Genomic DNA, 23,408 nt, shown 5'->3' on the forward strand with positions numbered 1-23,408 from the left:
GGCGCCGAGCGGCGCGAGCGGCCGCCGGCGCCTGGCACGCAGCGCTTACTCGCCGCTGCGCGGGATGGCGAAGCGGTAGCCGCGCCCGCGGACGGTCTCGATCGGCTTGAGGGTGCCGTCGGGGTCCAGCTTCTTGCGCAGGCGGCCGATGAAGACCTCCAGCACGTTGGAGTCGCGGTCGAAGTCCTGCTGGTAGATGTGCTCGGTCAGGTCGGCCTTCGAGACCAGCTCGCCGGCGTGCATCATCAGGTACTCGAGCACCTTGTACTCGTAGCTGGTCAGGTCGACGTTCTGGCCATGCACGCTGACCGTTTGCGCGGCCAGGTCGAGCATCACCGGGCCGCACTCCAGCGTGGGCTTGCTCCAGCCGGCGGCACGGCGCACCAGCGCATTGATGCGCGCCAGCAGCTCCTCGACGTGGAAGGGCTTGACCAGGTAGTCGTCGGCGCCCTGCTTGAGTCCCTCGACCTTGTCCTGCCAGCTCGAACGGGCGGTCAGGATCAGGATCGGGAAGCTCTTGTCCTCGTCGCGCAGGGCCTTGATCAGCTCCATGCCCGACATCTTGGGCAGGCCCAGGTCGATGATGCCCAGGTCGAACGGCACCTCGCGCCCCATGTACAGGCCTTCCTCACCGTCCTGGGCCGCGTCCACGGCGAATCCCTCGCGCTTGAGCCGTGCCGCCAGCGTCTCGCGCAGCGGGGCCTCGTCTTCCACCAGCAGGATACGCATGGTCACTCCTCGTAACGGTAGATGAATTCCCTGAACAGGGATCCTACCCGAAGGGTGCGGCCTTAGTTGTCGTCGCTGCGTAAACGGCGCGAGGTGCCGTCGTCCAGATACACGCGTACGCGCCCCGCGGAGTCGACCACCTTGATCCGGCTGATGGTCCGGCCATCGAAGGGGACCAGTTCCGCGCTCAGGACCTGCCCGCCGGTACGGCGTTCCACCCGGCGCACCGCCTCCGACAGCTCCCTCTGGTTCCGGCTGCCGGTCGCGCGCCGCGGACCATGGTCGCTGGCGCCGACCGGGGCGCGTCGGATCAGCTCCCGGTTCGACTCCCGGGCCTTGTCGCGCGTCCGCTGTGCCCAGGCGTCGCCCGCGGTTCCCGCGATCAGGACCACCCCCAGGGACAGGACACAGGCAAAACGCGCACGCATGGCAGGTCGGACGGCTCTCGACTCGGGCGGCTTTCCATCATTGGAACGCCGCGGTGAATCCGGTCTGAACTTTTTCTTCACGGCGTTGTCGCGTTCAGTCTCTCACCGACCGCCGCGGATGTCTGCCCGGTTCAGCGGGTCGGCTCCAGCGCCCGTTCGATGAGCGACCAGTCCGCGCCCGGACGGTGCGCGCCCTCGCTGAGTACCTGACGGAAGGCCCGCCCGCCGCGCTGCCCGGCGAACAGGCCCAGCAGGTGGCGGGTGATGTGCTTGAGGTACACCCCGCGCTCCAGCTGCGACTCGATGTACGGACGCATTTCACGCAAGACCCCCTCGCGCGTGCGCGGCTCGCCCCCGAACCAGGCGCGATCCAGCTCGTGCAGCAGCCAGGGCGTGTGGTAGGCCGCACGCCCCAGCATCACCCCGTCCAGGTGCCCGAGCTGCTCGGCGGCCACCTCGGCATCGGCGATGCCGCCGTTGACCACCACCTCCAGTTCCGGCCGCTCGCGCTTTAGGCGCCAGGCCCAGTCGCGGCGCAGCGGCGGGATGTCGCGGTTTTCCTTGGGGCTCAGGCCCTGCAGCCAGGCATTGCGTGCATGCACCACGAAGCTGCGGCAACCCGCAGCGGCCACGGTGTCGATGAAGCCGAGGAAGCGCTCGTACTCATTGTCGTCGTCCACACCGAGGCGGCATTTGACCGTGACCGGCACCGGGCAGGCCTCCTGCATCGCGGCCACGCACTCGGCGACCAGCGCCGGCTCGCGCATCAGGCAGGCCCCGAACCGGCCTGCCTGCACCCGGTCGGAGGGGCAACCGCAGTTGAGGTTGACCTCGTCGAAGCCCGCATCCGCGGCGATGCGCGCCGCCTGCGCCAGCAGGTCCGGCTCGCTTCCGCCCAGCTGCAGGGCGACCGGGTGTTCGGACGGGTCCATCGCCAGCAGCCGGGCGCGGTCGCCACGGATCACCGCGTTGGCGTGGACCATCTCGGTGTACAGGCGGGCGTGCGGCGCCAGGATGCGGTGGAATACCCGGCAGTGGGTGTCGGTCCAGTCCATCATCGGGGCGACGGACAGGCGCACCGAGGCCGCGTACCGCGTGTGCAGGCGGGTCTGCAAGGAATCGTTCCGTGGAGTCGTGGACGGGGCCGGGATTCTACCCGCAGGACCGCCGGGCCCCGGTCCGGCACCGGGTTGGGTGCGGGCGTCAGCCGCCCCGGCCGTTGCCATTGCGCCCGCCCGGTGCGGCGCGCCCGCCCGCCTGCCCGCCGTTCGCGCCCTCGTCCAGTCCCGGCATCAGCTTGCGGCCGGGATAGGCGTCGCGCATGTCACGGTCGATGTAGATCGGCCGCGACCAGCGGTCATAGGTGGGCACGAAGCCGCGCTTGAGCCGGTGGAACTCGGCCGAGCCGGGGCGGACGCCAAGCCGCTCCGCCAGGGCGCCCCACCCGTCGGCGTGGTCGCGCTCCCACTCGGCCACCACGTAGCGGCAGGGGCGGCCGATGATCTGGGAGATGGCACAGGCGTAGTAGATGTCGCCGGGAGCCCAGCGCGCATCGAGCAGCTCCACGACCAGCGAGCGCGGGGCGCCGTGGTAGCGCACCATCTCGTCAATGAAAGGCTCCCGGTAGCGCGTGGCGTACTCGTTGACGTCGCCGAGCCAGGTGTCGACCCACTCGTCGCCCGAGCGGGGGTTCCAGCCGAACGCGTACTCCTGGGCAGCGACCTGGCCAACGCCGAGCAGCGCCACGAGTCCGGTCGACAGGGCGGTCATGCGGCGGGAGAACGTACTGGCCGGGGCGAGCAGGCGCGTCATTCGGCTGCCTCCATTGCGATTCGGGAGCCTGCAATGGTTGGCCGCACGCGGTTAACCACCTCTGAAACGCACCGCTCGCGCCGCGCGCCGTTGCGGCCCCGCTCAGCGTTCGATCACGAACTTCCCGAACGCCACGCCCAGGTTCCAGCCCTCGCCCTTGCCCGCCAGCGCCAGCGACACCTCGCCGTTGGTCATCACCTGGGCGCCCGCGCTGCGCTGGGCGCCGGCGTGCGCCTCGGCCGTGGCATAGGCGCCAAGGACCTCGTCGATGCCGCGCACGCCGGAGAACTCGCCCCGTCCGTCCACGATGCGGGTCTTGCCGAAGCTGATCCCGCCGCCCTTGGCGCGGATCTTCACCGGCATCGACTGCCCGTTGCTGCAGCTCACCGTCCCCGAGCCGGAGGCGGTCTTGTAGAACGCGGACCAACCCGACAGGTCGTAGCGCAGTTCGCAGTCGATCGGGTCCGCGGCCCGCGCATCCGGCGGAGCCAGGGCAAGCCCCGCGGCCAGCAGTACGGGAACAGCGTGGAACGAAAATCCTCGCATCGTTGGAGACTCCGGTCCTGGCGTGGCGCTCAGGCTAGCGCAAAGAAGCGAGGCCGGCGCAATGGCCGGCCTCGCGGTCGATCACGGGTGTGCGCCTGCTACCAGCCGCGGTAGCGGCGGTCATGCCGACTGCGGCTGTAGCGGCGGTCATGCCGCGGGTCGTAGTAGGTCACCTTGCACTTGCCGCGGCTGTTGCAGCTGGCATTGCGCCCCGGACCGTTGCGGTAGTACCCGTGGGCCACGCCGCGCGGCGGCCCGGACCGGTATCCACGCGGCACCTGGCGGTAGTAGTTGACCCGGCCGCGGTGGTCGCGCACGACCACCAGCCGGTCGTGGCGGCCGTAGCTGCCGTGCCGGTAATAGGGCTGGCCACCGCGCAGGACCACGTCGGCGACGTCGACCAGCACGCGCACCAGGTCGTCGCTTGCCTGGGCCGGAGCGGGCGCGGAAACCGCGGCGGTGCCCAGCAACAGGGCCAGAGCGGGGGCAAACAGGCGGGCTGCGATCATCACGTCGTCCTCATTGGGCCTGGCCCGAACATGCCCCCGCCGGCATGAACGCTGCCGCAACACCGCCGCTTCGCTTCAGCCAGCCGCGCGCCGGGCGAGCTCCTCCAGCGCCGCGGGGACCCCGCTCGCGTCGGCCACGGTGCACAGCCGCGCGTGGCCGGAATCCGGCGAGTCCGCCTCCTCGTGGACCCAGGTGCTGTGGTACGGCACGTGCACCGCCCAGCCGCCCAGTTCCAGTACCGGCAGGATGTCCGAACGCACCGAGTTGCCCACCATCGCGAACCGCGCCGCCGGCAGGCCGAACTCGTCCAGCAGGCGCGCATAGGTGCCCGGGTCCTTCTCGCTGACCACCTCGATCCGGCGGAACAGCCCGGCCAGGCCGCACTGGCGGACCTTGGCTTCCTGGTGGAACAGGTCGCCCTTGGTGATGAGCACCAGCGGGTGGCGCCTGCCGACCTCCTCCACGGCCTCGCGCACGCCAGGCAGCAGCTCCACCGGATGCCGCAGCAGGCGCTTGGCGAGGTCCACGACGCGCCCGATGTCGGCGGCGCTGATGCGCTCGCCGGTCAGCTCGACGGCGGCCTCGATCATCGACAGCGCCATGCCCTTCACGCCGTAGCCGAACACGCCGATGTTTCCGCCCTCGACCTCGTGCAGGCGCTGCCGCACCCGCATGTCCTCCAGGTCGATGTAACGCGCGACGATGGACTCGAACTCGAGCTGCGCCTCGTCGAAGTAGTCCTGGCTGCGCCAGAGGGTGTCGTCGGCGTCGAAGCCGACCATTTCGATCCGTGCCATCGCGCCAGTATGTCGCGGTTCGGCCGCGGAAGCGTGGCCGGGCCCGCTCTCACTACGATCTCACCCGGCCGCCGGAATACTGGCGCCCCCGCGACCCGCTACGGAAGGAGGCCCCATGAAGACCCGCCACGTCTACACCACGCCCGACCTGCCCGCCGCGCAGAAGGTGATGGCGGCCGCCCGCAGCGCCGGGGTGGCCGACGACGACATCCTGCTGGTCGCGCGATCGGACATCGAGCTGGACGCCGTCCCGGACGACCGCAAGGAAGCCGACAGCGACATGCTGCCCGCGGCGGCGCGCGGCGCGGGCATGGGGGCCGGCGCCGGGCTGCTCGCCGGCCTGGTGGCGGTGGCGATCCCGCCTCTCGGGGTGACCCTGGCGGGCGCGGCGGCCACGACCATCGCCGGGGCGGCGATCGGCTCCTGGTCCGCGGCGCTGATGGGATCCTCGCTGCCCGATCCGGTCCGCCAGCGTTTCGAGGAGCGCATCGAGGCCGGCGAGATCCTCATCGTCGTCGATGGCCCCGCGGCGGAACTGGAGCGGGTGGACCCGCAAATTGCAGCGGCCGGGGGTGCGCGGCTACCGTTCGAGGCCCCGTCCGCGGCGAGTTGAACTCCAATGGCCCGATTCCCCCTGCCCCAGCACCTGCTGGCGGCGTCCTGCCTGGCCGTCCTGGCGGCCTGCAGCAGCGGCACCAGCAACAGCACCCCCGCGCCTGCGCAGGCCACGGCGCCCGCGGGTCCCTACGTCACCGAGGACATCGCGGTCTTCCAGGAGCCGTGGGCGATGGCCTTCCTGCCGGACGGCCGCCTGCTCGTGACCGAGAAGGCCGGCCGGCTGCAGCTCGTCGGCGCCGATGGCGGCGCGACGCCGGTGGAAGGTGTCCCGGACGTGGCCTACGGCGGCCAGGGCGGGCTGGGCGACGTGGCCCTGCATCCGGACTTCGCCAACAACCGGCTGGTCTACATCAGCTATGCCGAGGCCGGTGAAGGCGGCACCGCGGGCGCGGCCGTGGCGCGTGCACGCCTGGAGCTGGAAGGCGGCACCCCGGCGCTGTCCGGCCTGGAGGTGATCTGGCGGCAGGTGCCGAAGGTGCGCGGCCAGGGGCACTACGCCCATCGGCTGCTGTTCGGCCCCGACGGCTACCTGTGGATCAGTTCCGGGGACCGGCAGAAGTTCGACCCGGCACAGGACATGGAGTCGAACATGGGCAAGCTGCTGCGCCTCAACGACGACGGCAGCGTCCCGGCCGACAACCCGTTCGCCGACCAGGGCGGCGTGGCCGCCCAGGTCTGGGCGCTGGGCCTGCGCAACCCGCTGGGCATCGACTTCGACGCCGAAGGCCGGCTGTGGGAGGTCGAGATGGGCCCGAAGGGCGGCGACGAGCTCAACCTCATCGAGCGTGGTGGCAACTACGGCTACCCGCTGGTCTCCAACGGCGACCACTACGACGGCCGGCCGATCCCGGACCACTCGACCGATCCGTCCTTCATCGCCCCGGTGCTGGACTGGACCCCTGTGATCTCCCCCGGCGGGCTGCTCATCTACTCCGGGGACGCCTTCCCGCAGTGGCAGGGCGACGCCTTCATCCCGGGCCTGTCCTCGCAGGCGCTGGTGCGCGTGGAGCTGGATGGCGACCAGGCGCGGGAAGCCGAGCGGCTGGACCTGGGCGGGCGCATCCGCGCGGTCGAGCAGGGCCCGGACGGCAGCATCTGGGTGCTGCAGGACGGGGAGGACGCGAGCCTGTTGAAGCTCTCGCCCCCGGCTGCTCCCGTGGAGGAGGGAACGGCCCCGGACGCCTGAACGGGCCGGTGGTCGACGGAACGGCGGGGCGAAGCCCCGCCGCCAAGGGCATCAAGCCGAGCCTTCATCGCCGGCGTCGTCGTCCCCGACGCCGCGGATGTCTTCTCCCGCGTCAACCGCGTCCGTATGGTCCGAGCGGTCCGCCTCGCGCGAACGGTCCACGCCGGAGTCGCGCCCGTCCTCCGGTGAACCGGCTTCGTCGAGTTCGGTGCTGTCGATGAAGCCGTCGCTGTTGCGGTCCATCATCTCGAAGCTGGAGTGGAAGTCCGCGTCGATGCGGCCCTCTTCGGCCGTGATTCGGCCGTCGCCGTCCGCGTCCAGCTGGCTCCAGCGGTCGCTGGTGTCCATGGGCGCGGTGTCGACGTCCGGCGGGGGTACATCCGGCGGCACGTCGGGCTCCGGCGGCGTCACCATGGGGTCGTCGAGTTCGTCCACCGTCGGCACGCGCGGGTCCGCCGGCGCGGGGTCCGGGTTGGCCGGGGGTGGCAGCTCGGGCTCGCCCCAGGGGTAGTTCCCCGACGCCTCGGGCTCGTCGGTCGCCGTGTCCTGCGTGGTGCGCTCGGCCGCGGTATCAAGGTCCTGCAGGCGCGGATCGTCCTGCGCGGAGGCGGCTGCGAACGGGAACAACAGCGCGGCGAGCGTCGCCGCCAGGGTCCGGGTGTTCATGCGGATCTCCAATGCCTTGGGGCCGGATCGCAGGTTCGGCCCGGTAGCGTGGAGGCATGGTGAGCGCTCCCGCGTTCAGCGCAGTCCCGTGGTTAACGCTTCAGGCCGCGACGGTGGAAGCTCCATCAGTTGCTGCTGCAGGTCGAACAGGATCTCCGCGTCACCGGGCAGCCACTCCCTCGCCTCGTTGCCCCGGAAGCGCCGGTGGAACGCGGCAAGCGCGGCCTCCGGATCACGCAGGTCATAGCCCACCAGGCGCAGCGCCACCCAGGGATCGAAGCCCGCGGGCGGCGGCGGCAGCGACTCCCTCGGCCACAGCCCGAAGCCGGCGCGCGCCAGTGCCTCCCACGGGAACAACACGCTCGGGTCGTCCTTGCGCGTGGGCGCGATGTCGGAGTGCCCGATGACCATGTGCCGGGGGATCCGCAGCCGGGTGGTGAGGTCCTCCAGCAGCACCAGCAGGGCCTCCACCTGGGCAGGCGGGAAGGGCTCGCGGCCGTCGTTGTCGATCTCGATCCCGATCGACCAGGCATTGAGTTCGTCGACCCCGGCCCAGCGGCTGTTGCCGGCATGCCAGGCAGCCTGGCCGTCGGCGACCAGCTGGTGGATGCGCCCGTCCTCCCCGACCAGGTAGTGCGCGCTCACCGGACCACCGGAGTTGCCGGTCTGCAGGGTGCGGATCGCGCCCTCGGCGCTGTCCATCGCCGTGTGGTGCAGCACGATGGCGCGCGCCCATCGGGGGCTGTGGTTGGGCGAACCCTCCCAGCGTGCAATGGGGTTGCGCTCTGGGGCACTTGCGCACGAGGCAAGCATCCAGGCCAGCAGGCAGGCGGTCGCGATGCGGGAAATCATGCCCGCATTCAAGCACGCCGCGCGGGATCGGGCACCCCGGGTCCCGGCAAGGCCCACTGCATGGACGCTGCCTTCACGATCATGCACTCTCGGCTGCAGTCGCAGTCAGGAGTGCACATGGCCAACACGGCACCCCAGGTCCCACCGGGCACGCCCACGCTGCGGCGTGCGGTGGGCCGCTGGCAGCTGTTCGGGCTGGCGATCAACGACGTCATCGGCAGCGGCATCTACCTGCTGCCCGCGGCCGCGGCGTTGCTGCTGGGGCCCGCGAGCCTGTGGGCGGTGCTGCTGGCCGGGGCCGCGGTCGCGCTGCTCGTGCTGTGCTACGCGCAGGCGTCCAGCTACTTCGACCAGCCCGGCGGCGGATACCTGTACGCGCGCGAGGCCTTCGGACCGTTCGTCGGCTTCGAGGTCGGCTGGATGCTGTTCCTGACCCGCATCGCCAGTGCGGCGGCGCTCAGCAACGGGCTGGCCGAGGCGGTGACCCATTTCTGGCCCGGTGCCGCCAGTGGCGCGCTGCGCATCGCGATCGTGGTCGGCTCGCTGGCGTTCCTGGTGATCGTCAACATCATCGGAGTCCGCGCCGCCGCTCGCACGGGGGTGTTCCTGGCCATCGCCAAGCTGCTGCCGCTGGCGATGTTCATCGGCATCGGCGCCATGTACGTCGACATGTCGATCGCCGCGCCGGTGCCCAGCCCGATCCCGGTGCGCGACCTGGGCGAGGCGGCGCTGCTGTTGCTGTTCGCCTATGCCGGCTTCGAGAACCTGCCGGCCGCGGCGGGCGAGTACAACAACCCGAAGCGCGACGTGCCGTTCGCACTGGTGGCCATGATCGCCACCGTCACCCTGATCTACTTCGCGGTGCAGTGGGTGGCGCTGGGGACCCTCCCGGGCCTGGGCGAGTCGCAGACGCCGCTGGCGGACGCGGCCGCGAGGTTCGGGGGCGGCTGGCTGGCGCTGGTGCTGACAGTCGGCGCGACAGTGTCGATCCTGGGCACCAACAGCAACACGATCATGATGGGCCCGCGCTACCTGCACGCGCTGGCCCTGGACGGCTTCGGGCCGCGCTGGCTGGCCCGGGTGCATCCGCGCTTCCGCACCCCGGCGGCGGCGGTGCTCACCCTGGGCGTGCTGTCGCTCGTGCTGGCCCTCACCGGTTCGTTCGTGCAGCTGGCGCTGCTTTCGGTGGTGGCCAGGCTGCTCACCTACATCGGAACCGCGGGTTCGGTACTGGTGCTGCAACGACGCCACCGCAACACGGCCGGGGCGATGCAGCTCCCCAGCGGACCGCTCATCCCGGTGCTGGCGCTGCTGCTGTCGTTCGGCCTGCTGGCGAGCGCAAGCCTGCAGAACCTGCTGGCCGGACTCGTCGCGCTGCTCCTGGGCGCCGTCGTCTACCGGTTCCGCCGGACGGGCTGATCCGGCCCCGCGGTTCACGTCCAAACCACCGGCGGGCCGGTTTCATTGGCGACCCCTACCCGTCCGGAGTCGCGCATGTTCCGCAAGACCCTGTTTGCCCTGGCGCTTGGAAGCGCCGCCGCCCTGCCCGCCCTTCCCGCCCACGCGATCGACGAGGACGGCACCACGCTGCGCGTCGGTGCGCTGTGGGCCGATGCCGACAGCCAGCTGCGTGGCGAGGGCGTGTTCGAAGGCGAGCCGATCTCCTTCCGCGAGGATTTCGACTTCGGCGGCACCGAAGTCGCGCCGCGGCTGGACGCGCAGTTCCGCATGGGCGAGCGCCACCGCCTGCTGTTCGACTACTTCAACTACGACAAGGACCGCCGCTGGACCCTGGAAGAGGACTTCAGCTATGGCGGCGAGACCGTCCCGGCGGGCAGCTTCATCGGCGGAGAGGTCGAGTTCGAAATCGCCAGCCTGGCCTACGACTTCGCCGTGGTGGAGACCGATTCGCTGAGCTGGGGCCTGCAGCTGGGCGTGGAATACGCCAGCATCCAGGCCGGCGCCCGCGCCGAGGTCGGCGACGAGACCTGGTCGGCGCGCGAGACCTCCGACGGCTTCGCGCCGGTGATCGGCACGCGGCTGACCTACAGCCCGGCCAACCGCTGGCTGTTCGTCGTGCAGGGGCAGTACCTGGACGCGGACTGGGGCAATTTCGACGACTACGACGGTGACCTGTCGCGGGCCAGCGCGCTGGTCGACTACCAGTGGACCGACCGCTTCGGCGTGCACCTGGGCTACGAGTGGTTCCGCCTGGACGTCGACCAGACCGGCAGCGACGGCGTGCTGGGCCTGCGCCAGGAGTTCAAGGGGCCTGTCGCCGGAGTGAGCCTGCGCTTCTGACCGGCGCGGCGGTATTGCGGCCTCGGCAGGCGGGGGGCGAGGATCACGGGATGAATCCTCGTCCCACCCCCGTGGCCGCTGCCGCCCTCGCCTGCCTGGTCCTGGCCGCGTGCGGCGGGGCCCCCGCCGACATTCCGGCGGAGAGGGCGGCCACCCCGGAATCGGATCCCGTGGAACTGGACGCGATCCAGGCCGACACCACGCCGCCGGCTGTACCCCTCTCAGACCCCTGGGCGACGACCTCGCTCGCGCCTGGCGGCGAGCAGCGCGAACCGTTGCGCGAGCCCGACGTCATCTATCATCCCACCCCCGACGAGGTGGTGGCGCAGATGCTGGACATCGCCGATGTGGGTCCCGGCGACGTGCTCTACGACCTCGGTGCCGGCGACGGGCGGATCAACATCACCGCCGCGCGCGAGCACGGCACGCGCGGGGTCGGGATCGAGATCGACCCGCTGCTGGTCGACTACGCGCGCCATGTCGCGGCCGAAGCCGGCGTCGGCCACCTGGTGAACTTCGTCGAGGACGACATGTTCGAGGCCGACCTGTCGCAGGCCACCGTGGTCACGCTGTACCTGCTTCCCGACCTCAACCTGCGCCTTCGCCCGAAGCTGCTGTCGCTGGCCCCCGGCACCCGCATCGTCAGCCACAACTACCACATGGACGACTGGCGGCCCGACGAATCGCGGCAGGTCGGCGAGTCGGTGGTCTACCTGTGGCGGGTGCCGGAGGAGATCCCGGCACACCTGCGCGAGTGAGCGGCCTCAGACCTGCTCGGCGATCGGGTACAGCTCGCGTTCCTCGCGCATGATCCGCTCGAACAGGGCCTTGAATACCGTGTTGGCGTGGCTTCGGAACCCCTCCGGGTCGGCCGCCACGCGGGAGGGAACACGCCAGCGCATGACCAGTTCGCCGAAGGCGGCGGACAGGCCCTTCATCTCCTGCTGGTAGCGCTCGCCGGCTTCCATGGCGACCGAATCGCCCGAGCGGGCCAGGGTCGGGTACAGCACCTTGTCCTCGGCCGCGAGGTGGAACTTGATGCCGCTGGCGATGTTTACCAGCAGCCCGGAGATGGCCGCGGCGTTGGCGGGGATGCCGCCGCGAATCAGGCTGCGCAGTTGCTCGATCTGGCCGAGCACCTGCTGGTGGGTCTCGCGGTAATGACGGATGTCCATGATGGGAGCTTCCCGGCGCGTGGGGGTGCGCCTCTCCCCCGACAACGGCTGCCTTTCCCGGGGCTTGAATGCGGGGCCGTAGCCCTTCAGCCCCGCCGTGGCTGCAGGGGACTCACCCGCACTTGCTGTACCCGCAGTTCAGGCAGGTCGCGCAGCCGTCCATGATCACCACCGCCTTGGCCGAGCACTTGTGGCACATGGTGGCGCTGGGCGGGAACGAGGCGCCGCCGTCGCCGGTCACCGCGACATCCTCGCTGCGCGGCTCCTCGCGCACGCGCGGCTCGGGGAACAGGTCGCCGCTGAGCTCGTCGCGCGGGGCTACCGGTTCGTCAGTGTTTTTTTTTGAGTCCAGCGCGGCGTAGGCGGCGCGCTTTTCCTCGATCAGCGCGCGCTGCTCGGGGCTCAGCTCCGGGTCCTGGATCAGGCCGATGGACTTGAGGTGCTCCTCGACGATGCTGCCCAGCTCGGCGACCAGCGAGGGCATGTACACGCCGCCGGCCTTGAAGTAGCCGCCGCGCGGGTCGAACACCGCCTTCATCTCCTCCACCAGGAAGGTCACGTCGCCGCCCTTGCGGAACACCGCGGACATGATCCGGGTCAGCGCCACGATCCACTGGAAGTGGTCCATGTTCTTGGAGTTGATGAAGATCTCGAACGGCCGGCGATGCTCGTGCTCGCTGCCGGCGTTGAGGACGATGTCGTTGATCGTCACGTACAGGGCGTGCTCGAACAGCGGGGTCTTGAGCTTGTAGGTCGAGCCGACCAGGGTCTCCGGACGCTCGATCTTCTCGTGCATCTGGATGACCTTGGCGCCGCGCTCCTCGCTGGCGGCCGGCGCCGGGGCGGGCTGCTCCGCGGCCTTGGCCTTGTCCTCGGGGGTGGCGACGGCGTAGCCGGTGATCTTCTTGTCGATTCGGATGGCCATGGTGGTGGTCCTTGGCGTTGTGTTCGGGGGTATGTCGCTGGTTGGCGTCCGGCGCAATACGCCTTCGGCTATTGCGCCCTACGGCTCCGGTGGTCAGAACTTGCCGTAATAGCCTTCCTTCAGCGCGTCGAAGAGGTTGGCCGCGGTGTGGGTCTCGCCGTCGTACTCGACTTCCTCGTTGCCCTTGAGCTCGACCACGCTGCCGTCCTCGAGCTCGAAGCGGTAGGTGGTGTTCTCCAGGTCCTTCTCCTTCACCAGCACGCCCTGGAAGGCGGCGGGATTGAAGCGGAAGGTGGTGCAGCCCTTCAGGCCCTGGGAGTGGGCGTAGGTGTAGATGTCCTTGAAGTCCTCGTACGGGTAGTCGGTCGGGACGTTCGCGGTCTTGGAGATCGAGGAGTCCACCCACTTCTGCGCGGCGGCCTGGACGTCCACGTGCTGCTTCGGGGTGACATCGTCGGCGGCGATGAAGTAGTCGGGCAGCTTCTCGGCCGGGTCGTCGGAGAACGGCATCGCCCTCGGGTTCACCAGCGCGCGGTAGGCGAGCAGCTCGAAGGAGAACACGTCCACCTTCTCCTTGGTCTTGCGCCCCTCGCGGATCACGTTGCGGCTGTAGTGGTGCGCGAACGACGGCTCGATGCCGTTGGAGGCGTTGTTGGCCAGGCTCAGCGAGATCGTACCGGTGGGCGCGATCGAGCTGTGGTGGGTGAAGCGCGCGCCGGTTTCGGCCAGCTGGCCGACCAGCTCCGGGGCGACCTCGGCGATCTTCTGCATGTAGCGCGAGTACTTCGCGTGCAGCTCGCGGCCGTGGATGGTGTCGCCCACCTTCCAGCCGTCGCGGACCATCTCCGGGCGCTTGCGCAGCATGCCGGCGTCGACCTCGAACACCTCGTCCATGATCGGCGCCGGTCCCTTCTCCTTCGCCAGCTCCAGGCCGGTCTCCCAGCCCGCGACCGCCATCTCGCGGGCGACGCGCTCGGTGAACTCGCACGACTCCTTCGAGCCGTACTTCATCCGCAACATGGTCACCGTGCTGCCCAGGCCCAGGAAGCCCATGCCGTGGCGGCGCTTGCGCATGATCTCGTTGCGCTGCTCCTCCAGCGGCAGGCCGTTGACCTCGACCACGTTGTCGAGCATGCGGGTGAACACGCGCACCACCTCGCGGTACTCGTCCCAGTCGAACTCGGCCTTGTCGGTGAACGCGTTGCGCACGAACTTGGTCAGGTTGACCGAGCCCAGCAGGCAGGCGCCGTACGGCGGAAGTGGCTGCTCGCCGCAAGGATTGGTCGCGCGGATGTCCTCGCACCACCAGTTGTTGTTCATCTCGTTGACGCGGTCGATCAGGATGAAGCCCGGCTCGGCGTAGTCGTACGTCGAGACCATGATCATGTCCCACAGGTGCCGCGCCCGGATGTGGCCGTAGACCTTGCAGGCGACCAGGCCGTCGTCGCGGACGATGTAGTTGCGGTGGGTGGGCCACTCGCGCCAGGTCACCTGGGCCGGGTCGTCCAGGTCGACGTCGTCCTTTTCCTTGATGTTGACCGGGAACACCAGCGGCCAGTCGGCGTCGTCCCGCACCGCTTCCATGAAGCCGTCGGTGATCAGCAGCGACAGGTTGAACTGGCGCAGCCGGCCGTCCTCGCGCTTGGCGCGGATGAAGTCCCTCACGTCCGGGTGGGACACGTCGAAGGTACCCATCTGCGCGCCGCGGCGGCCACCGGCGGAGGACACGGTGAAGCACATCTTGTCGTAGATGTCCATGAAGGACATCGGGCCGGAGGTATAGGCACCGGCGCCGGCGACGAAGGCACCGCGCGGGCGCAGGGTGCTGAACTCGTAGCCGATGCCGCAGCCGGCCTTCAGCGTCAGGCCGGCCTCGTGGACCTTCTGCAGGATGCCGTCCATCGAGTCCTCGATGGTCCCCGAGACGGTGCAGTTGATGGTGCTGGTGGCGGGCTTGTGCTCCAGCGCGCCGGCATTGGAGGTGATGCGGCCGGCCGGGATCGCCCCGCGGCGCAGCGCCCAGGCGAAGCGCTCCTCCCAGTAGCGGCGCAGCTCCTCGGTGGGCTCGGCCTCGGCCAGCGCGCGGGCGACGCGGCGCCAGGTGCCGTCGATGTCCTCGTCCACGGCATCGCCGGCCTTGGTCTTGAGGCGGTACTTCTTGTCCCAGATGTCCAGCGATGCCGGCTGCAGGGGAATGTCCTTGACCGTGTCCATCTTCACCGCCTCCAGACGTACCGTGCTCATGCCTGTGCTGTCTCCGTTCGATTGTGGGCGCCGGGCGCCGCCATGGTTCGTGTTCGCTGCCGTGGCAGCCGCTGCACCCGCCACCGGCGGACGCTTCGCCCGCCCGTGCCTGGCACCGGCGGACCGAGGTGTTTCAACGGGCGGGATGGACGTCCACGAAACGCTCCATCGGGGACCGCCAAAGCCTTGTTCCAGTGGCTTCCGCGGCGTATGGGCCAGCCCTCGCAACCCCCTTGCTTGGGCTTTGAAGCCAGGACGACCACTAGATCTTGTGTCGGCCCGTGGGAGGGGAAGCTACGCGACCCCCCGCCTTCCGTCAACGCCAGAAACCGGCCGCGGGACGCGGAGGCAGGCCCCGCGGGCTTCACCGGTGATTAAATGGGGGCCGGCCACACTCCGGCTCCGACGCGGCGTACCCGGCTCGACGTCCCGGGCGCGCCACCCTGCCCTCGACTCCGGTCCCCTGCCATGTCCCGCAGTCCCCGATTCCTGCTGCTGCTCGTCCTCGTCGCCGTGCTGGGCGGCGTGGCCGGCTCCTTCGTCCGCGATGGCGTCGCCCCCGCGGCACTCGCGACGCCGGCACCCGCCACCGTGCCGGCCGCGACCACCGCGGCGTTGCCGCGGGCGGTCGACGGCCAGCCACTGCCGTCGCTGGCCCCCATGCTCGAGACCGTCACCCCGGCGGTGGTCAGCGTGCAGACCCGCCAGCGCGTGCGGGTGCGCAACCCGTTCCTGGACGATCCGTTCTTCCGCCGGATGTTCCCGCACGTGCCGCGCGAGCGGATCGAGCAGTCGCTCGGCTCGGGCGTGATCGTCGATGCACGCCGGGGCCTGGTGCTCACCAACCACCACGTCATCGAGGGCGCCGACGAGGTGACGGTGACCCTGCACGACGGGCGGGTGCTGGACGCGGAGTTCGTCGGCTCTGATCCGGACACCGACGTGGCGGTGATGAAGATCCCGGCCGGCGACCTGCAGGCGATCCCGCTCGCCGACTCCTCCTCGCTGCGCGTGGGCGACTTCGTGGTGGCCGTCGGCAACCCGTTCGGCATCGGCCAGACCGTGACCAGCGGGATCGTCTCGGCGGTGGGCCGCAGCGGTTTGCGTGGCCTGGGCTACCAGGACTTCATCCAGACCGATGCCTCGATCAACCCCGGCAACTCCGGCGGCGCGCTGGTCAGCCTGGACGGCCGGCTGGTGGGCATCAACACCGCAAGCTTCAATCCGCGCGGGTCGATGGCCGGCAACATCGGGCTCGGCTTCGCCATCCCGGCCAACCTCGCCCGCTCGGTGATGGACCAGCTGGTCGCCACCGGCGAGGTGCGCCGCGGCACGCTCGGCATCGACACCCAGGACCTGGACGCGCGCCTGGCCCGCGCCCTCGGGCTGGAACACGTGCGTGGCACCGTGGTGACGCGGGTGCATGCCGGCTCGGCCGGCGCGCGCGCCGGCCTGCGGCCGGGCGACGTGATCACCGCCGCCAATGGCAGCCCGATCCAGGACCGCGACTCGCTGCGCAACTTCGAGGGCCTGCAGCCGATCGGCAGCGAGGTGCGCCTCGACGTCCACCGCGACGGGCAGGCGCTGCAGGTCGTGGCCACGCTGCTGGAGCAGCCGGGCGCGATCGCCGGCGCCGACCTCGACCCCAGGCTGGCCGGGGCGACCTTCGCCGAGCTGCCCGAGCGCCTGCGCCAGGCCGGCCTGTCCGGGGTGCTGGTCGAGGCGGTGGAGCCGGACAGCCGCGCCGCCCGCAGTGGCCTGCGCGCGGGCGACGTGGTGACCGCCACCAGCGCGGGCGGCTTCGCCGACCTGGGCGGCTTCCGCACCGGCTTCACACAGTCGCCCGCACAGTTGGTTTTGCAGATCGTGCGCGGCAACCGGCGCGGCGTCCTGCCGATGCGATGAGCACGATCGCCCACCCGATGAATCCACAGGAGCACCCTTCATGAGCACGACCGACCCGATGGCCACCGGCCAGAACCCCACCTCCACCGGCACCACAGGCACCAGCGGCACGTCCGCGGGCGACACCAGCAGCGGCGCCGGCACCGCCGGCGGCAGGGAGAACATGAAGGGCCATCTCAACGAGGCCGGCGGGCACCTGAAGCAGGCCGCGCGCGACGGCAGCGAGGCGCTTCGTGGTGCCGCCAGCGCGGCCGGCGAGCACCTGCGCAGCGGCACCGAGCAGGTGCGCAACGACCTGTCGAGCGGGGCCCGCGCGAGCCGTGCCGCGGCCGACGAGCTCGGCGGCGCGGCACGCGAGCAGTACGACGACATCATGGACAAGGGCCGCGAGCTGTGTGACAGCGCCGCGGAGCTGATCCGCGAGCGCCCGCTGGTGGCCTTCGGCAGCGCGTTCGCCGCGGGCTGGATCATCGCCAAGCTCGCGCGCGGCGGCCGCTGAGCCCCGCCATGTCACATCCGCCGGGATCGCACGGGCCTGGTCCCGACGACATCCACGAGTCCGCCCGGGGCGATGCCCCGGGCGAGCGTCCGCGGCCCGACCTGCTCGAGGCGCTGAGGGAGATCGGCGAGGGCACCCGCGGCAGCCTCCACGCCGCCGGGGAAGTGGCGAAGTCCTTCCGTTCCCTCGTGGCGGCGGACGTGGCGCTGGCGCGCAGCGCGGCGGCACGCGCGGCCGTGGCGGGCGGCGTGGCCCTGGTCGGCGGCGTCACCGCCTGGCTCTTCATGATGGCCGCCCTGGTGATGCTCCTGCGCGCATCGGGGCTGTCGTGGTGGCTGGCCATGCTGCTGCCGGGGCTGGTCAGCCTGGTCATCGCCGGCATCGGCTTCTGGATGTCCATGCGCTATTTCGAGCACACCCGCCTGCAGGCCACGCGCCGGCAGCTGGCGCGGATCGGCATCGGCGAGCTGTCGGACTTCGTGTCCGATCCGGATTCCGCCCGCTCCGCACGCGAGGACACCCAGGCACCGCCCCCGGGCGATGCACCGGGCGAGCCGGCGCGTGACAGCCGCGGCGTGGAAGTCACCCCGCCCTGACGATGGACACAGGGGAAGGCGAGATGCGATTCGAACAACTGATCCGGAAGGTCGAGCAGGCCGAGAACGCCATCGAGGCCAATGAGCGGGCCGCGGGCGCCGACCTGCGCCAGCTGAAGGCGTCGTGGAAGGACCTGTGGACGCCCGGCCGGATCGTGCTCGGCGGGCTGGGCGCCGGCCTGCTGGTCGGCCTCGCCGACGCCAACCGGATGGCGTCCACCGGGACCGGCGCGCTGCGCCTGATGTCCATGCTCGCCAGCCTCAGCGGACTGGTGGCGGGCACCAGCGCGCAATCGGCCGCCGAGGAAGCCGGCCAGGCCGCCGAGGCGGTATCCACCGGCGCTGCGCCCGACCCGGCCGTCGCTGGCCTGGGCGCCGCGTTCCGCGACAACGAGCGGCTCGCCCGCGCGGCGGACGCGGCACGGGCGGCCGGCGCGGAGCCGTGAACACGCCGGTACCGGGGCCGGGGGACGGCACCGGCACCGGCGAGGCCGCCCCCGGGGCCACTTCCGCGGGCGCCGGTCCTGCCACGGCGGACCCGCCGCTGGCACCGGTGCGGCCGCGGGCCTCGTCCGCCCTGCTCCTGCTGACCACCCTGGCCGCCGGCGCGGCCATGTGGGCCGCGCAGCCGGTCCTGCTGCCGATCCTGCTGGCGATGTTCTTCGCGCTGATCGGCAACCCGCTGATCCGTGGACTGCAGCGGCTCTACCTGCCCAGGGCGGCCGCCGCGCTGCTGGTGCTGTTCGCCGGCATGGCCGGGACCACCCTGCTGGCCAGCCAGCTGGTGGACCCGGCCGCGGAGTGGGCGCGGCAGGTCCCTCGCGAGATCCGCAAGATCGCCCCGCGGTTGCAGGAGGTCACCCGGCCGGTGAAGGAGGCCAACGAGGCGGCCGCCGACATCGCCCGCGCCGCCGACGGCGGCGACCGCGTGGAGGTGGTGCGTACCGAGATCAACGATCCCTACCGCTCGCTCACCGCGACCCCGCGGATGATCGCCGCGGTGTTCGCGGTGATCCTGCTGACGTTCTTCTTCATGGTGTTTGGGCAGAACCTGCAGCGCAACGCGCTGGCCCTGCTGCCGACCCGCCAGCAGAAGCGCATCACCGTCGAGATCCTGCAGTCGATCGAGCACGAGATCTCGCGCTACGTGCTGACGATCAGCGCGATCAACGCGACCGTCGGGTTGGCATTCGCCGGCGCGCTGTACCTGATCGGGGTGCCGGCGGCCGAGGCCCTGCTGTGGGGGACCATGGCGGCGGTGCTCAACTACGCCCCGTACGTGGGTCCGCTGATCGGCATGCTGATCATGCTGCTGATGGGCTTCGTCGCCTCCGACCAGGTCTGGCAGGCGCTGCTGCCCGCCGGCATCTACCTGGGCCTGCACACACTGGAGGGGCAGATCATCACCCCGATCGTGCTGGGGCGGCAGATGCGGCTGTCGCCCCTGGTGCTGGTCCTGGCGCTGCTGGTGTTCGGCTGGCTGTGGGGCATCATCGGGCTTCTGTTGGCGGTGCCGCTGCTGGTGTGCACGAAGATCGTGCTGGCGCGCATCGAGGGCCTGGAAGGCTGGGCCCGGCTGCTGGAGTGAGCTGCAGTCGTGCGCGGGCCGACGCGGCGCGGGCACTACAATGGACGGGTGCATCCCCCCATCCGTGCCATCACCCTGGACCTCGACGACACCGTGTGGCCGGTCGCCCCGGCGATCGTACGCGCGGAAGCGGCGCTGGAATCCTTCTTCGCCCGCCACGCGCCACGCGCGGCGCGGCAGTGGCCGTCCGCGGCGCGCCAGGAGCTGCGCCGGCAGCTGGATCGCGAGCGCCCGCACCTCGCCCACGACATGAGCGCGCAGCGGCGCTGGATGATCGAGCGCATGCTCGAGGAAGCCGGCGAGGACACCGTGCTGGCCGACGCGGCCTACGACGCCTATTTCGCCGCCCGCTGCCAGGTCGAGCACTACCCGGACAGCCTTGCGGCCCTGGAGCGGCTCGCCGCACGCGTCCCCCTGGCGGCGGTGAGCAACGGCAATGCGTGCCTGCGCACGATCGGCATCGACCACCTGTTCTCGTTCCAGCTAGGCGCGGGCGAGTTCGGCGCGCCCAAGCCGGAACCGGGGATCTTCCTGGCCGCCTGCGAGCGGCTCGGCGTCCCGCCCGGGCAGGTCCTGCACGTGGGCGACGACCCCGCCTGCGACATCGCCGGCGCGCAGCGCGCCGGCCTGCGCACCTGCTGGATCCATCGCCCCGGCGCGTTCCATGACCGGATGCCGGAAGGCGCGCCCCCGCCCGACCTGCACCTGCCCTCCCTTTCCGCCCTGGCCGACTGGCTGGAGGCGACCCACGACACGGAGCCTTCCCCATGACCGACGACACCTCCCTCCCCGGCCTCGTTTCCGCAGGCGGCGGGCGGCCGCTGCACGTGGTCGGCGCGGCGCAGTTGGACAGGTGGCTTGGCACCCAGCCCGCGGCCGTCCAGGCCTGGGTCCGGGGCCATGGCTTCCAGGCCGGCCCGCACACCGCGCTGGTGCTTCCCGGGCCAGACGGTGCGCCGGCGGCCGCGGTGCTGGGCATCGGCGACCCGCACGATCCGGCCAGCTACGGCCATGCCGCGCACGCACTGCCGGCCGGCCCCTGGCAGCTGGCCGGCGGGCACGACCCGGTGACCGTCGCCGCGCTGCAGCTGGGTTGGGGCCTCGGCGCCTACCGGTTCACGCGCTATCGCACGCCGCGCCGCGAGCCGGCGCAGCTGTGCATCGAGGGGGACGCCAGCGCCGCCAGGCTGGCGCTGGCCGCGTGCGTCCGGGTCCGGGACCTGGTGAACACCCCGACCGAGGACATGGGTCCCGGGCAGCTGGAGGACGTCGCCCGCGGGCTCGGCGACCGATTCGGCGCCACCGTCGAGGTGACCGCCGGCGACGCGCTGCTGGAGCAGGGCTTCCCCGCCATCCACGCCGTGGGGCGCGCCAGCCATCGCGCGCCGCGGCTGATCCGGCTGCAGTGGGGCGATGCGTCGCATCCCCGCGTGGCGATCGTCGGCAAGGGCGTGTGCTTCGACACCGGCGGACTGGACCTCAAGCCCGCCGCCGGCATGCGCAACATGAAGAAGGACATGGGCGGCGCGGCGCACGCGATCGCGCTGGCCGAATGGATCATGGCCGCCGGCCTGCCGCTGCGGATCGACATGCTCGTCCCGGCGGTGGAGAACGCGGTGGGTCCGGATGCCTTCCGCCCGGGCGAAGTCATCGCCACCCGCGCCGGCATCAGCGTGGAGATCGACAACACCGATGCCGAGGGCCGGCTGGTGCTGTGCGACGCGCTTGCCTTCGCAGCCGAGCACAAGCCCGACCTGCTGCTGGACTTCGCGACCCTGACCGGTGCCGCCCGCATCGCGCTGGGTCCGGACCTGCCGGCGCTGTACAGCAACGACGATGCGCTCGCCCAGGCCTGGCTGGACGCCGGCCTGCTCGAGCGCGACCCGGTCTGGCGCATGCCGCTGTGGCGGCCGTACTGGCGCTACCTGGCCAGCAGCGTGGCCGACATCGCCAACGGCGGGCCGTCGAAGATGGGCGGCAGCATCACCGCCGCGCTGTACCTGGAGCGCTTCGTGCCCGAGGGCCAGAAGTGGGCGCACCTGGACACGTTCGCCTGGAACGAGGCGGACGCCCCGGGCCACCCGGTGGGCGGCGAGGCCCAGGGGCTGCGCTCGGCCTTCGCGATGTTGCGGGCGCGGTACGGCGCCTGAGGCCGGGACCCTACAGCCACCCCTTCTGCCGCGCCAGCCGGTACGCCTCGATGCGGTTGCCGGCCCCGAGCTTGCCGATCGCCTCCGAGAGGTAGTTGCGCACCGTGCCGTGCGAGAGGTTGAGCCGGCCGGCGATGTCGTTCGCCGCGTGGCCTTCGCCAGCGAGGCGCAATACCTGGCGCTCGCGGTCGGTGAGCGGGTCCGCCTCCGACCAGGCTTCGAGTGCCAGTTGCGGGTCGATCGCGCGGCCCCCGGCATGGACACGGCGCAGCGCGTCGGCGAGTTCCCCGGCTGGCGCGTCCTTGAGCAGGTAGCCATGGACCCCCGCGTCCAGCGCGCGGCGCAGGTAGCCGGCGCGGGCGAAGGTGGTGACGATCACCACCTTCGTCGCCAGGCCGTGGCGCTGGATCCGCGCGGCCAGCTCGAGGCCGGTAAGGCCCGGCATCTCGATGTCGGTCACCAGCAGGTCGGGCGCGTGGCGCTGCAGTTCGCGCCAGGCAGTCTCCCCGTCCCCTGCGGCACCGACCACCTCCAGGCCCGGCTCCAGCCCGAGGAGTGCCTCCAGCGCGCTGCGCAGCATCGCCTGGTCCTCGGCGAGCACGATCCTGATCACGGCATCGGCCCCCCGGCCGCCACGACGCCTCCTGCGGTCGCCTGCCGTCCCGATTGCGGAGTGCCCTCGTCCACTTCGTGGGCGGGGCCGGGTGCGCCGGTGGAAACCGGGACACGCACCTCGACGGTCGTGCCCCGACGGCGCGGCGAATCGATGCGCAACGACCCGCCCAGCGCCTCCACGCGCTCGCGCATCCCGGCCAGCCCGTTGCCCGCGACGTGGGCGCCGCCACGCCCGTCGTCGACGATGCGCAGGACGGCCTCACCCCGCTCCACGCGCAGCGTGACCTCGGCGCGGGTGGCACCGGCATGCCGCTGGATGTTGGTCGCCGCCTCCCGCAAGGCCATCGCCAGCGCTGTCTCCACCGGGGCAGGCAGCACGACGCCCTCCAGGCCGGAGTCGTCGACGTCGTGGTGCATCGAAACCCCGCCGCATTCCAGCAACAGCCTCGCCGAGGCGAGTTCGGCCGCGATGCCTGCCGAGCGAATGCCGGCCACTGCCGACCGCACCTGTGCCAGCGCCTCGCGGCTGACGCGGCTGACTTCGGAGATCTCGTCCCGGGCCCGGACCGGGTCGCGTTCGACCAGCCGCGCCGCCAGGTCGGACTTCAACGCCACCAGAGACAGGGTGTGGCCGAGCAGGTCGTGCAGGTCGCGGCCGATGCGCTCGCGCTCGGCGGCTGTCGCCAGGCGCCGCACTTCCTCCTGCGAGAGCTTCAGGGCCGCGTCCTTGCGCCGGTTGACCGCGTCGGCGTGGACCACGAGACCGATGATGAAGGTCACCAGCGGCAGCCAGCCCACCACCTGCAACGGGTAGCCCAGCGCGAGCGCCAGCGCGATCAGGCCCGCGTTGAGCACCATCAGCGTGGCGAGGTAGCGCCCCAGCGAACCGTGTCCGGTACCCCGCAGCATCACGCAGCCGAACACGAAATAGCTCAATCCCGCCGGGTACCAGGGCAGCAGCACCACGGCCAGCCCGACCATGCCCAGGGCCGGCCGCCACATCCGGGATTCCGGCCGCAGCAGCGCAAGCGCGTACAGCAGCAGGAAGACCGGATACGACAGCAGGGTCAGCGCCAGCCAGCGAGCGTCGTACCCGGCAGGCGAAAAGCTCGGCGTGAGGAACACCCACGCCGACCACAGCAGGTGCACCCACTCCGACCACGGCGAGCGCCCCTGCCGCGACACAGCCGCCAGCACCGAGTCCGGTGCCGGCGACAGCCAGCTGCGCAAGGTGGCGACGGCGCGGGTCCCGGGGCGGTGCATGGC

Annotated in this window: 26 protein-coding genes; 12 read left to right on the forward strand and 14 right to left on the reverse strand. The window is 71.3% G+C overall.

The window, feature by feature from the left end:
- Positions 1–45: 45 nt before the first annotated feature.
- The 7 genes from G545_RS0106770 to G545_RS0106800 all read right to left on the reverse strand — a co-directional run bounded on the left by G545_RS0106770 (position 46) and on the right by G545_RS0106800 (position 4,822).
- Positions 46–729, reverse strand: a complete 684-nt coding sequence (locus tag G545_RS0106770) for a response regulator transcription factor (RefSeq protein WP_027069716.1) — start codon at positions 727–729, stop codon at positions 46–48.
- 62 nt (positions 730–791) lie between these two features.
- Entirely contained in the window at positions 792–1,157 is a 366-nt protein-coding gene (locus G545_RS0106775) for a PepSY domain-containing protein (RefSeq protein ID WP_027069717.1), read from the reverse strand.
- 131 nt (positions 1,158–1,288) lie between these two features.
- The gene (gene dusA / locus G545_RS0106780) at positions 1,289–2,272 is read right to left on the reverse strand and encodes a tRNA dihydrouridine(20/20a) synthase DusA (RefSeq protein ID WP_036136653.1); all 984 of its coding nucleotides are present in this window, start codon (positions 2,270–2,272) and stop codon (positions 1,289–1,291) included.
- A gap of 88 nt (positions 2,273–2,360) precedes the next feature.
- Entirely contained in the window at positions 2,361–2,969 is a 609-nt protein-coding gene (locus G545_RS15000; protein WP_052106644.1) for a hypothetical protein, read from the reverse strand.
- Between the two features lie 102 nt (positions 2,970–3,071).
- Positions 3,072–3,515 (reverse strand): hypothetical protein, encoded by a 444-nt coding sequence (locus G545_RS0106790; RefSeq protein ID WP_027069719.1) that lies wholly within the window; start codon positions 3,513–3,515, stop codon positions 3,072–3,074.
- A 98-nt stretch (positions 3,516–3,613) separates the two neighbouring features.
- A complete protein-coding gene (locus G545_RS0106795) occupies positions 3,614–4,024 on the reverse strand; it encodes a hypothetical protein (protein WP_027069720.1) in 411 nt (136 codons plus the stop codon).
- A gap of 75 nt (positions 4,025–4,099) precedes the next feature.
- On the reverse strand, positions 4,100–4,822 hold the full coding sequence (locus tag G545_RS0106800) for an HAD family hydrolase (RefSeq protein ID WP_027069721.1): 723 nt from the start codon (positions 4,820–4,822) through the stop codon (positions 4,100–4,102).
- A gap of 115 nt (positions 4,823–4,937) precedes the next feature.
- On the opposite strand from G545_RS0106800, the gene G545_RS0106805 reads away from it, so the two are divergent.
- A complete protein-coding gene (locus tag G545_RS0106805) occupies positions 4,938–5,435 on the forward strand; it encodes a hypothetical protein (RefSeq protein WP_027069722.1) in 498 nt (165 codons plus the stop codon).
- 6 nt (positions 5,436–5,441) lie between these two features.
- Positions 5,442–6,626, forward strand: coding sequence for a PQQ-dependent sugar dehydrogenase (locus G545_RS13940; protein WP_052106645.1), 1,185 nt, complete (start codon positions 5,442–5,444; stop codon positions 6,624–6,626).
- A 51-nt stretch (positions 6,627–6,677) separates the two neighbouring features.
- Here G545_RS13940 and G545_RS0106815 read toward each other — a convergent pair whose 3' ends face one another.
- Both G545_RS0106815 and G545_RS0106820 read right to left on the reverse strand, forming a co-directional pair.
- Entirely contained in the window at positions 6,678–7,292 is a 615-nt protein-coding gene (locus G545_RS0106815; protein ID WP_027069723.1) for a hypothetical protein, read from the reverse strand.
- A gap of 75 nt (positions 7,293–7,367) precedes the next feature.
- The gene (locus G545_RS0106820) at positions 7,368–8,144 is read right to left on the reverse strand and encodes an N-acetylmuramoyl-L-alanine amidase (protein ID WP_027069724.1); all 777 of its coding nucleotides are present in this window, start codon (positions 8,142–8,144) and stop codon (positions 7,368–7,370) included.
- A 117-nt stretch (positions 8,145–8,261) separates the two neighbouring features.
- Here G545_RS0106820 and G545_RS0106825 point away from each other — a divergent pair, with 117 nt between their 5' ends.
- The 3 genes from G545_RS0106825 (at position 8,262) to G545_RS13945 (ending at position 11,203) form a co-directional block, all read left to right on the forward strand.
- Positions 8,262–9,563 carry an APC family permease gene (locus G545_RS0106825; RefSeq protein ID WP_027069725.1) on the forward strand — a complete coding sequence of 434 codons (1,302 nt, stop codon included), beginning with the start codon at positions 8,262–8,264 and terminating at the stop codon, positions 9,561–9,563.
- 75 nt (positions 9,564–9,638) lie between these two features.
- Positions 9,639–10,445: a hypothetical protein gene (locus tag G545_RS0106830; protein ID WP_036136658.1), complete on the forward strand. Its 807-nt coding sequence runs from the start codon at positions 9,639–9,641 to the stop codon at positions 10,443–10,445.
- Between the two features lie 50 nt (positions 10,446–10,495).
- The gene (locus G545_RS13945; protein WP_081677776.1) at positions 10,496–11,203 is read left to right on the forward strand and encodes an SAM-dependent methyltransferase; all 708 of its coding nucleotides are present in this window, start codon (positions 10,496–10,498) and stop codon (positions 11,201–11,203) included.
- Between the two features lie 6 nt (positions 11,204–11,209).
- On the opposite strand, the gene G545_RS0106840 is transcribed toward G545_RS13945, so the two are convergent.
- The 3 genes from G545_RS0106840 to G545_RS0106850 form a co-directional block, all read right to left on the reverse strand.
- Positions 11,210–11,620 (reverse strand): hemerythrin domain-containing protein, encoded by a 411-nt coding sequence (locus tag G545_RS0106840; RefSeq protein WP_027069727.1) that lies wholly within the window; start codon positions 11,618–11,620, stop codon positions 11,210–11,212.
- A 112-nt stretch (positions 11,621–11,732) separates the two neighbouring features.
- Positions 11,733–12,545 carry a TSCPD domain-containing protein gene (locus G545_RS0106845; protein ID WP_027069728.1) on the reverse strand — a complete coding sequence of 271 codons (813 nt, stop codon included), beginning with the start codon at positions 12,543–12,545 and terminating at the stop codon, positions 11,733–11,735.
- Positions 12,546–12,638: 93 nt separating this feature from the next.
- On the reverse strand, positions 12,639–14,789 hold the full coding sequence (locus tag G545_RS0106850; protein WP_036136660.1) for an adenosylcobalamin-dependent ribonucleoside-diphosphate reductase: 2,151 nt from the start codon (positions 14,787–14,789) through the stop codon (positions 12,639–12,641).
- Between the two features lie 468 nt (positions 14,790–15,257).
- On the opposite strand from G545_RS0106850, the gene G545_RS0106855 reads away from it, so the two are divergent.
- The 7 genes from G545_RS0106855 to G545_RS0106885 all read left to right on the forward strand — a co-directional run bounded on the left by G545_RS0106855 (position 15,258) and on the right by G545_RS0106885 (position 21,527).
- Positions 15,258–16,694: a trypsin-like peptidase domain-containing protein gene (locus G545_RS0106855; protein WP_043711493.1), complete on the forward strand. Its 1,437-nt coding sequence runs from the start codon at positions 15,258–15,260 to the stop codon at positions 16,692–16,694.
- Positions 16,695–16,857: 163 nt separating this feature from the next.
- On the forward strand, positions 16,858–17,193 hold the full coding sequence (locus G545_RS0106860; protein ID WP_027069731.1) for a hypothetical protein: 336 nt from the start codon (positions 16,858–16,860) through the stop codon (positions 17,191–17,193).
- Positions 17,194–17,201: 8 nt separating this feature from the next.
- Positions 17,202–17,789 (forward strand): phage holin family protein, encoded by a 588-nt coding sequence (locus G545_RS13950; protein WP_052347279.1) that lies wholly within the window; start codon positions 17,202–17,204, stop codon positions 17,787–17,789.
- A gap of 23 nt (positions 17,790–17,812) precedes the next feature.
- Positions 17,813–18,235: a hypothetical protein gene (locus tag G545_RS0106870; RefSeq protein WP_027069732.1), complete on the forward strand. Its 423-nt coding sequence runs from the start codon at positions 17,813–17,815 to the stop codon at positions 18,233–18,235.
- Positions 18,236–18,333: 98 nt separating this feature from the next.
- Positions 18,334–19,377 (forward strand): AI-2E family transporter, encoded by a 1,044-nt coding sequence (locus G545_RS0106875; RefSeq protein ID WP_027069733.1) that lies wholly within the window; start codon positions 18,334–18,336, stop codon positions 19,375–19,377.
- 48 nt (positions 19,378–19,425) lie between these two features.
- Positions 19,426–20,148, forward strand: a complete 723-nt coding sequence (locus tag G545_RS0106880) for an HAD family hydrolase (RefSeq protein WP_027069734.1) — start codon at positions 19,426–19,428, stop codon at positions 20,146–20,148.
- The gene (locus G545_RS0106885) at positions 20,145–21,527 is read left to right on the forward strand and encodes a leucyl aminopeptidase family protein (RefSeq protein ID WP_027069735.1); all 1,383 of its coding nucleotides are present in this window, start codon (positions 20,145–20,147) and stop codon (positions 21,525–21,527) included. Before G545_RS0106880 ends, G545_RS0106885 begins: the two co-directional genes overlap by 4 nt.
- A 10-nt stretch (positions 21,528–21,537) precedes the next feature.
- Here G545_RS0106885 and G545_RS0106890 read toward each other — a convergent pair whose 3' ends face one another.
- Positions 21,538–22,140: a response regulator transcription factor gene (locus G545_RS0106890; RefSeq protein ID WP_027069736.1), complete on the reverse strand. Its 603-nt coding sequence runs from the start codon at positions 22,138–22,140 to the stop codon at positions 21,538–21,540.
- Positions 22,137–23,405 (reverse strand): sensor histidine kinase, encoded by a 1,269-nt coding sequence (locus G545_RS13955; protein WP_081677777.1) that lies wholly within the window; start codon positions 23,403–23,405, stop codon positions 22,137–22,139. Before G545_RS13955 ends, G545_RS0106890 begins: the two co-directional genes overlap by 4 nt.
- Between the last annotated feature and the right edge of the window lie 3 nt (positions 23,406–23,408).

The organism is Lysobacter defluvii IMMIB APB-9 = DSM 18482, from assembly GCF_000423325.1.
Classification (GTDB): domain Bacteria; phylum Pseudomonadota; class Gammaproteobacteria; order Xanthomonadales; family Xanthomonadaceae; genus Novilysobacter; species Novilysobacter defluvii.

Coding starts and splice junctions, on each gene's coding strand:
- G545_RS0106770 (WP_027069716.1), bottom strand. CDS start 729: ATGCGTATCCTGCTGGTGGAAGACGAGGCCCCGCTGCGCGAGACGCTG.
- G545_RS0106775 (WP_027069717.1), bottom strand. CDS start 1,157: ATGCGTGCGCGTTTTGCCTGTGTCCTGTCCCTGGGGGTGGTCCTGATC.
- G545_RS15000 (WP_052106644.1), bottom strand. CDS start 2,969: ATGACGCGCCTGCTCGCCCCGGCCAGTACGTTCTCCCGCCGCATGACC.
- G545_RS0106790 (WP_027069719.1), bottom strand. CDS start 3,515: ATGCGAGGATTTTCGTTCCACGCTGTTCCCGTACTGCTGGCCGCGGGG.
- G545_RS0106795 (WP_027069720.1), bottom strand. CDS start 4,024: ATGATCGCAGCCCGCCTGTTTGCCCCCGCTCTGGCCCTGTTGCTGGGC.
- G545_RS0106800 (WP_027069721.1), bottom strand. CDS start 4,822: ATGGCACGGATCGAAATGGTCGGCTTCGACGCCGACGACACCCTCTGG.
- G545_RS0106805 (WP_027069722.1), top strand. CDS start 4,938: ATGAAGACCCGCCACGTCTACACCACGCCCGACCTGCCCGCCGCGCAG.
- G545_RS13940 (WP_052106645.1), top strand. CDS start 5,442: ATGGCCCGATTCCCCCTGCCCCAGCACCTGCTGGCGGCGTCCTGCCTG.
- G545_RS0106815 (WP_027069723.1), bottom strand. CDS start 7,292: ATGAACACCCGGACCCTGGCGGCGACGCTCGCCGCGCTGTTGTTCCCG.
- G545_RS0106820 (WP_027069724.1), bottom strand. CDS start 8,144: ATGATTTCCCGCATCGCGACCGCCTGCCTGCTGGCCTGGATGCTTGCC.
- G545_RS0106825 (WP_027069725.1), top strand. CDS start 8,262: ATGGCCAACACGGCACCCCAGGTCCCACCGGGCACGCCCACGCTGCGG.
- G545_RS0106830 (WP_036136658.1), top strand. CDS start 9,639: ATGTTCCGCAAGACCCTGTTTGCCCTGGCGCTTGGAAGCGCCGCCGCC.
- G545_RS13945 (WP_081677776.1), top strand. CDS start 10,496: ATGAATCCTCGTCCCACCCCCGTGGCCGCTGCCGCCCTCGCCTGCCTG.
- G545_RS0106840 (WP_027069727.1), bottom strand. CDS start 11,620: ATGGACATCCGTCATTACCGCGAGACCCACCAGCAGGTGCTCGGCCAG.
- G545_RS0106845 (WP_027069728.1), bottom strand. CDS start 12,545: ATGGCCATCCGAATCGACAAGAAGATCACCGGCTACGCCGTCGCCACC.
- G545_RS0106850 (WP_036136660.1), bottom strand. CDS start 14,789: ATGAGCACGGTACGTCTGGAGGCGGTGAAGATGGACACGGTCAAGGAC.
- G545_RS0106855 (WP_043711493.1), top strand. CDS start 15,258: ATGTCCCGCAGTCCCCGATTCCTGCTGCTGCTCGTCCTCGTCGCCGTG.
- G545_RS0106860 (WP_027069731.1), top strand. CDS start 16,858: ATGAAGGGCCATCTCAACGAGGCCGGCGGGCACCTGAAGCAGGCCGCG.
- G545_RS13950 (WP_052347279.1), top strand. CDS start 17,202: ATGTCACATCCGCCGGGATCGCACGGGCCTGGTCCCGACGACATCCAC.
- G545_RS0106870 (WP_027069732.1), top strand. CDS start 17,813: ATGCGATTCGAACAACTGATCCGGAAGGTCGAGCAGGCCGAGAACGCC.
- G545_RS0106885 (WP_027069735.1), top strand. CDS start 20,145: ATGACCGACGACACCTCCCTCCCCGGCCTCGTTTCCGCAGGCGGCGGG.
- G545_RS13955 (WP_081677777.1), bottom strand. CDS start 23,405: ATGCACCGCCCCGGGACCCGCGCCGTCGCCACCTTGCGCAGCTGGCTG.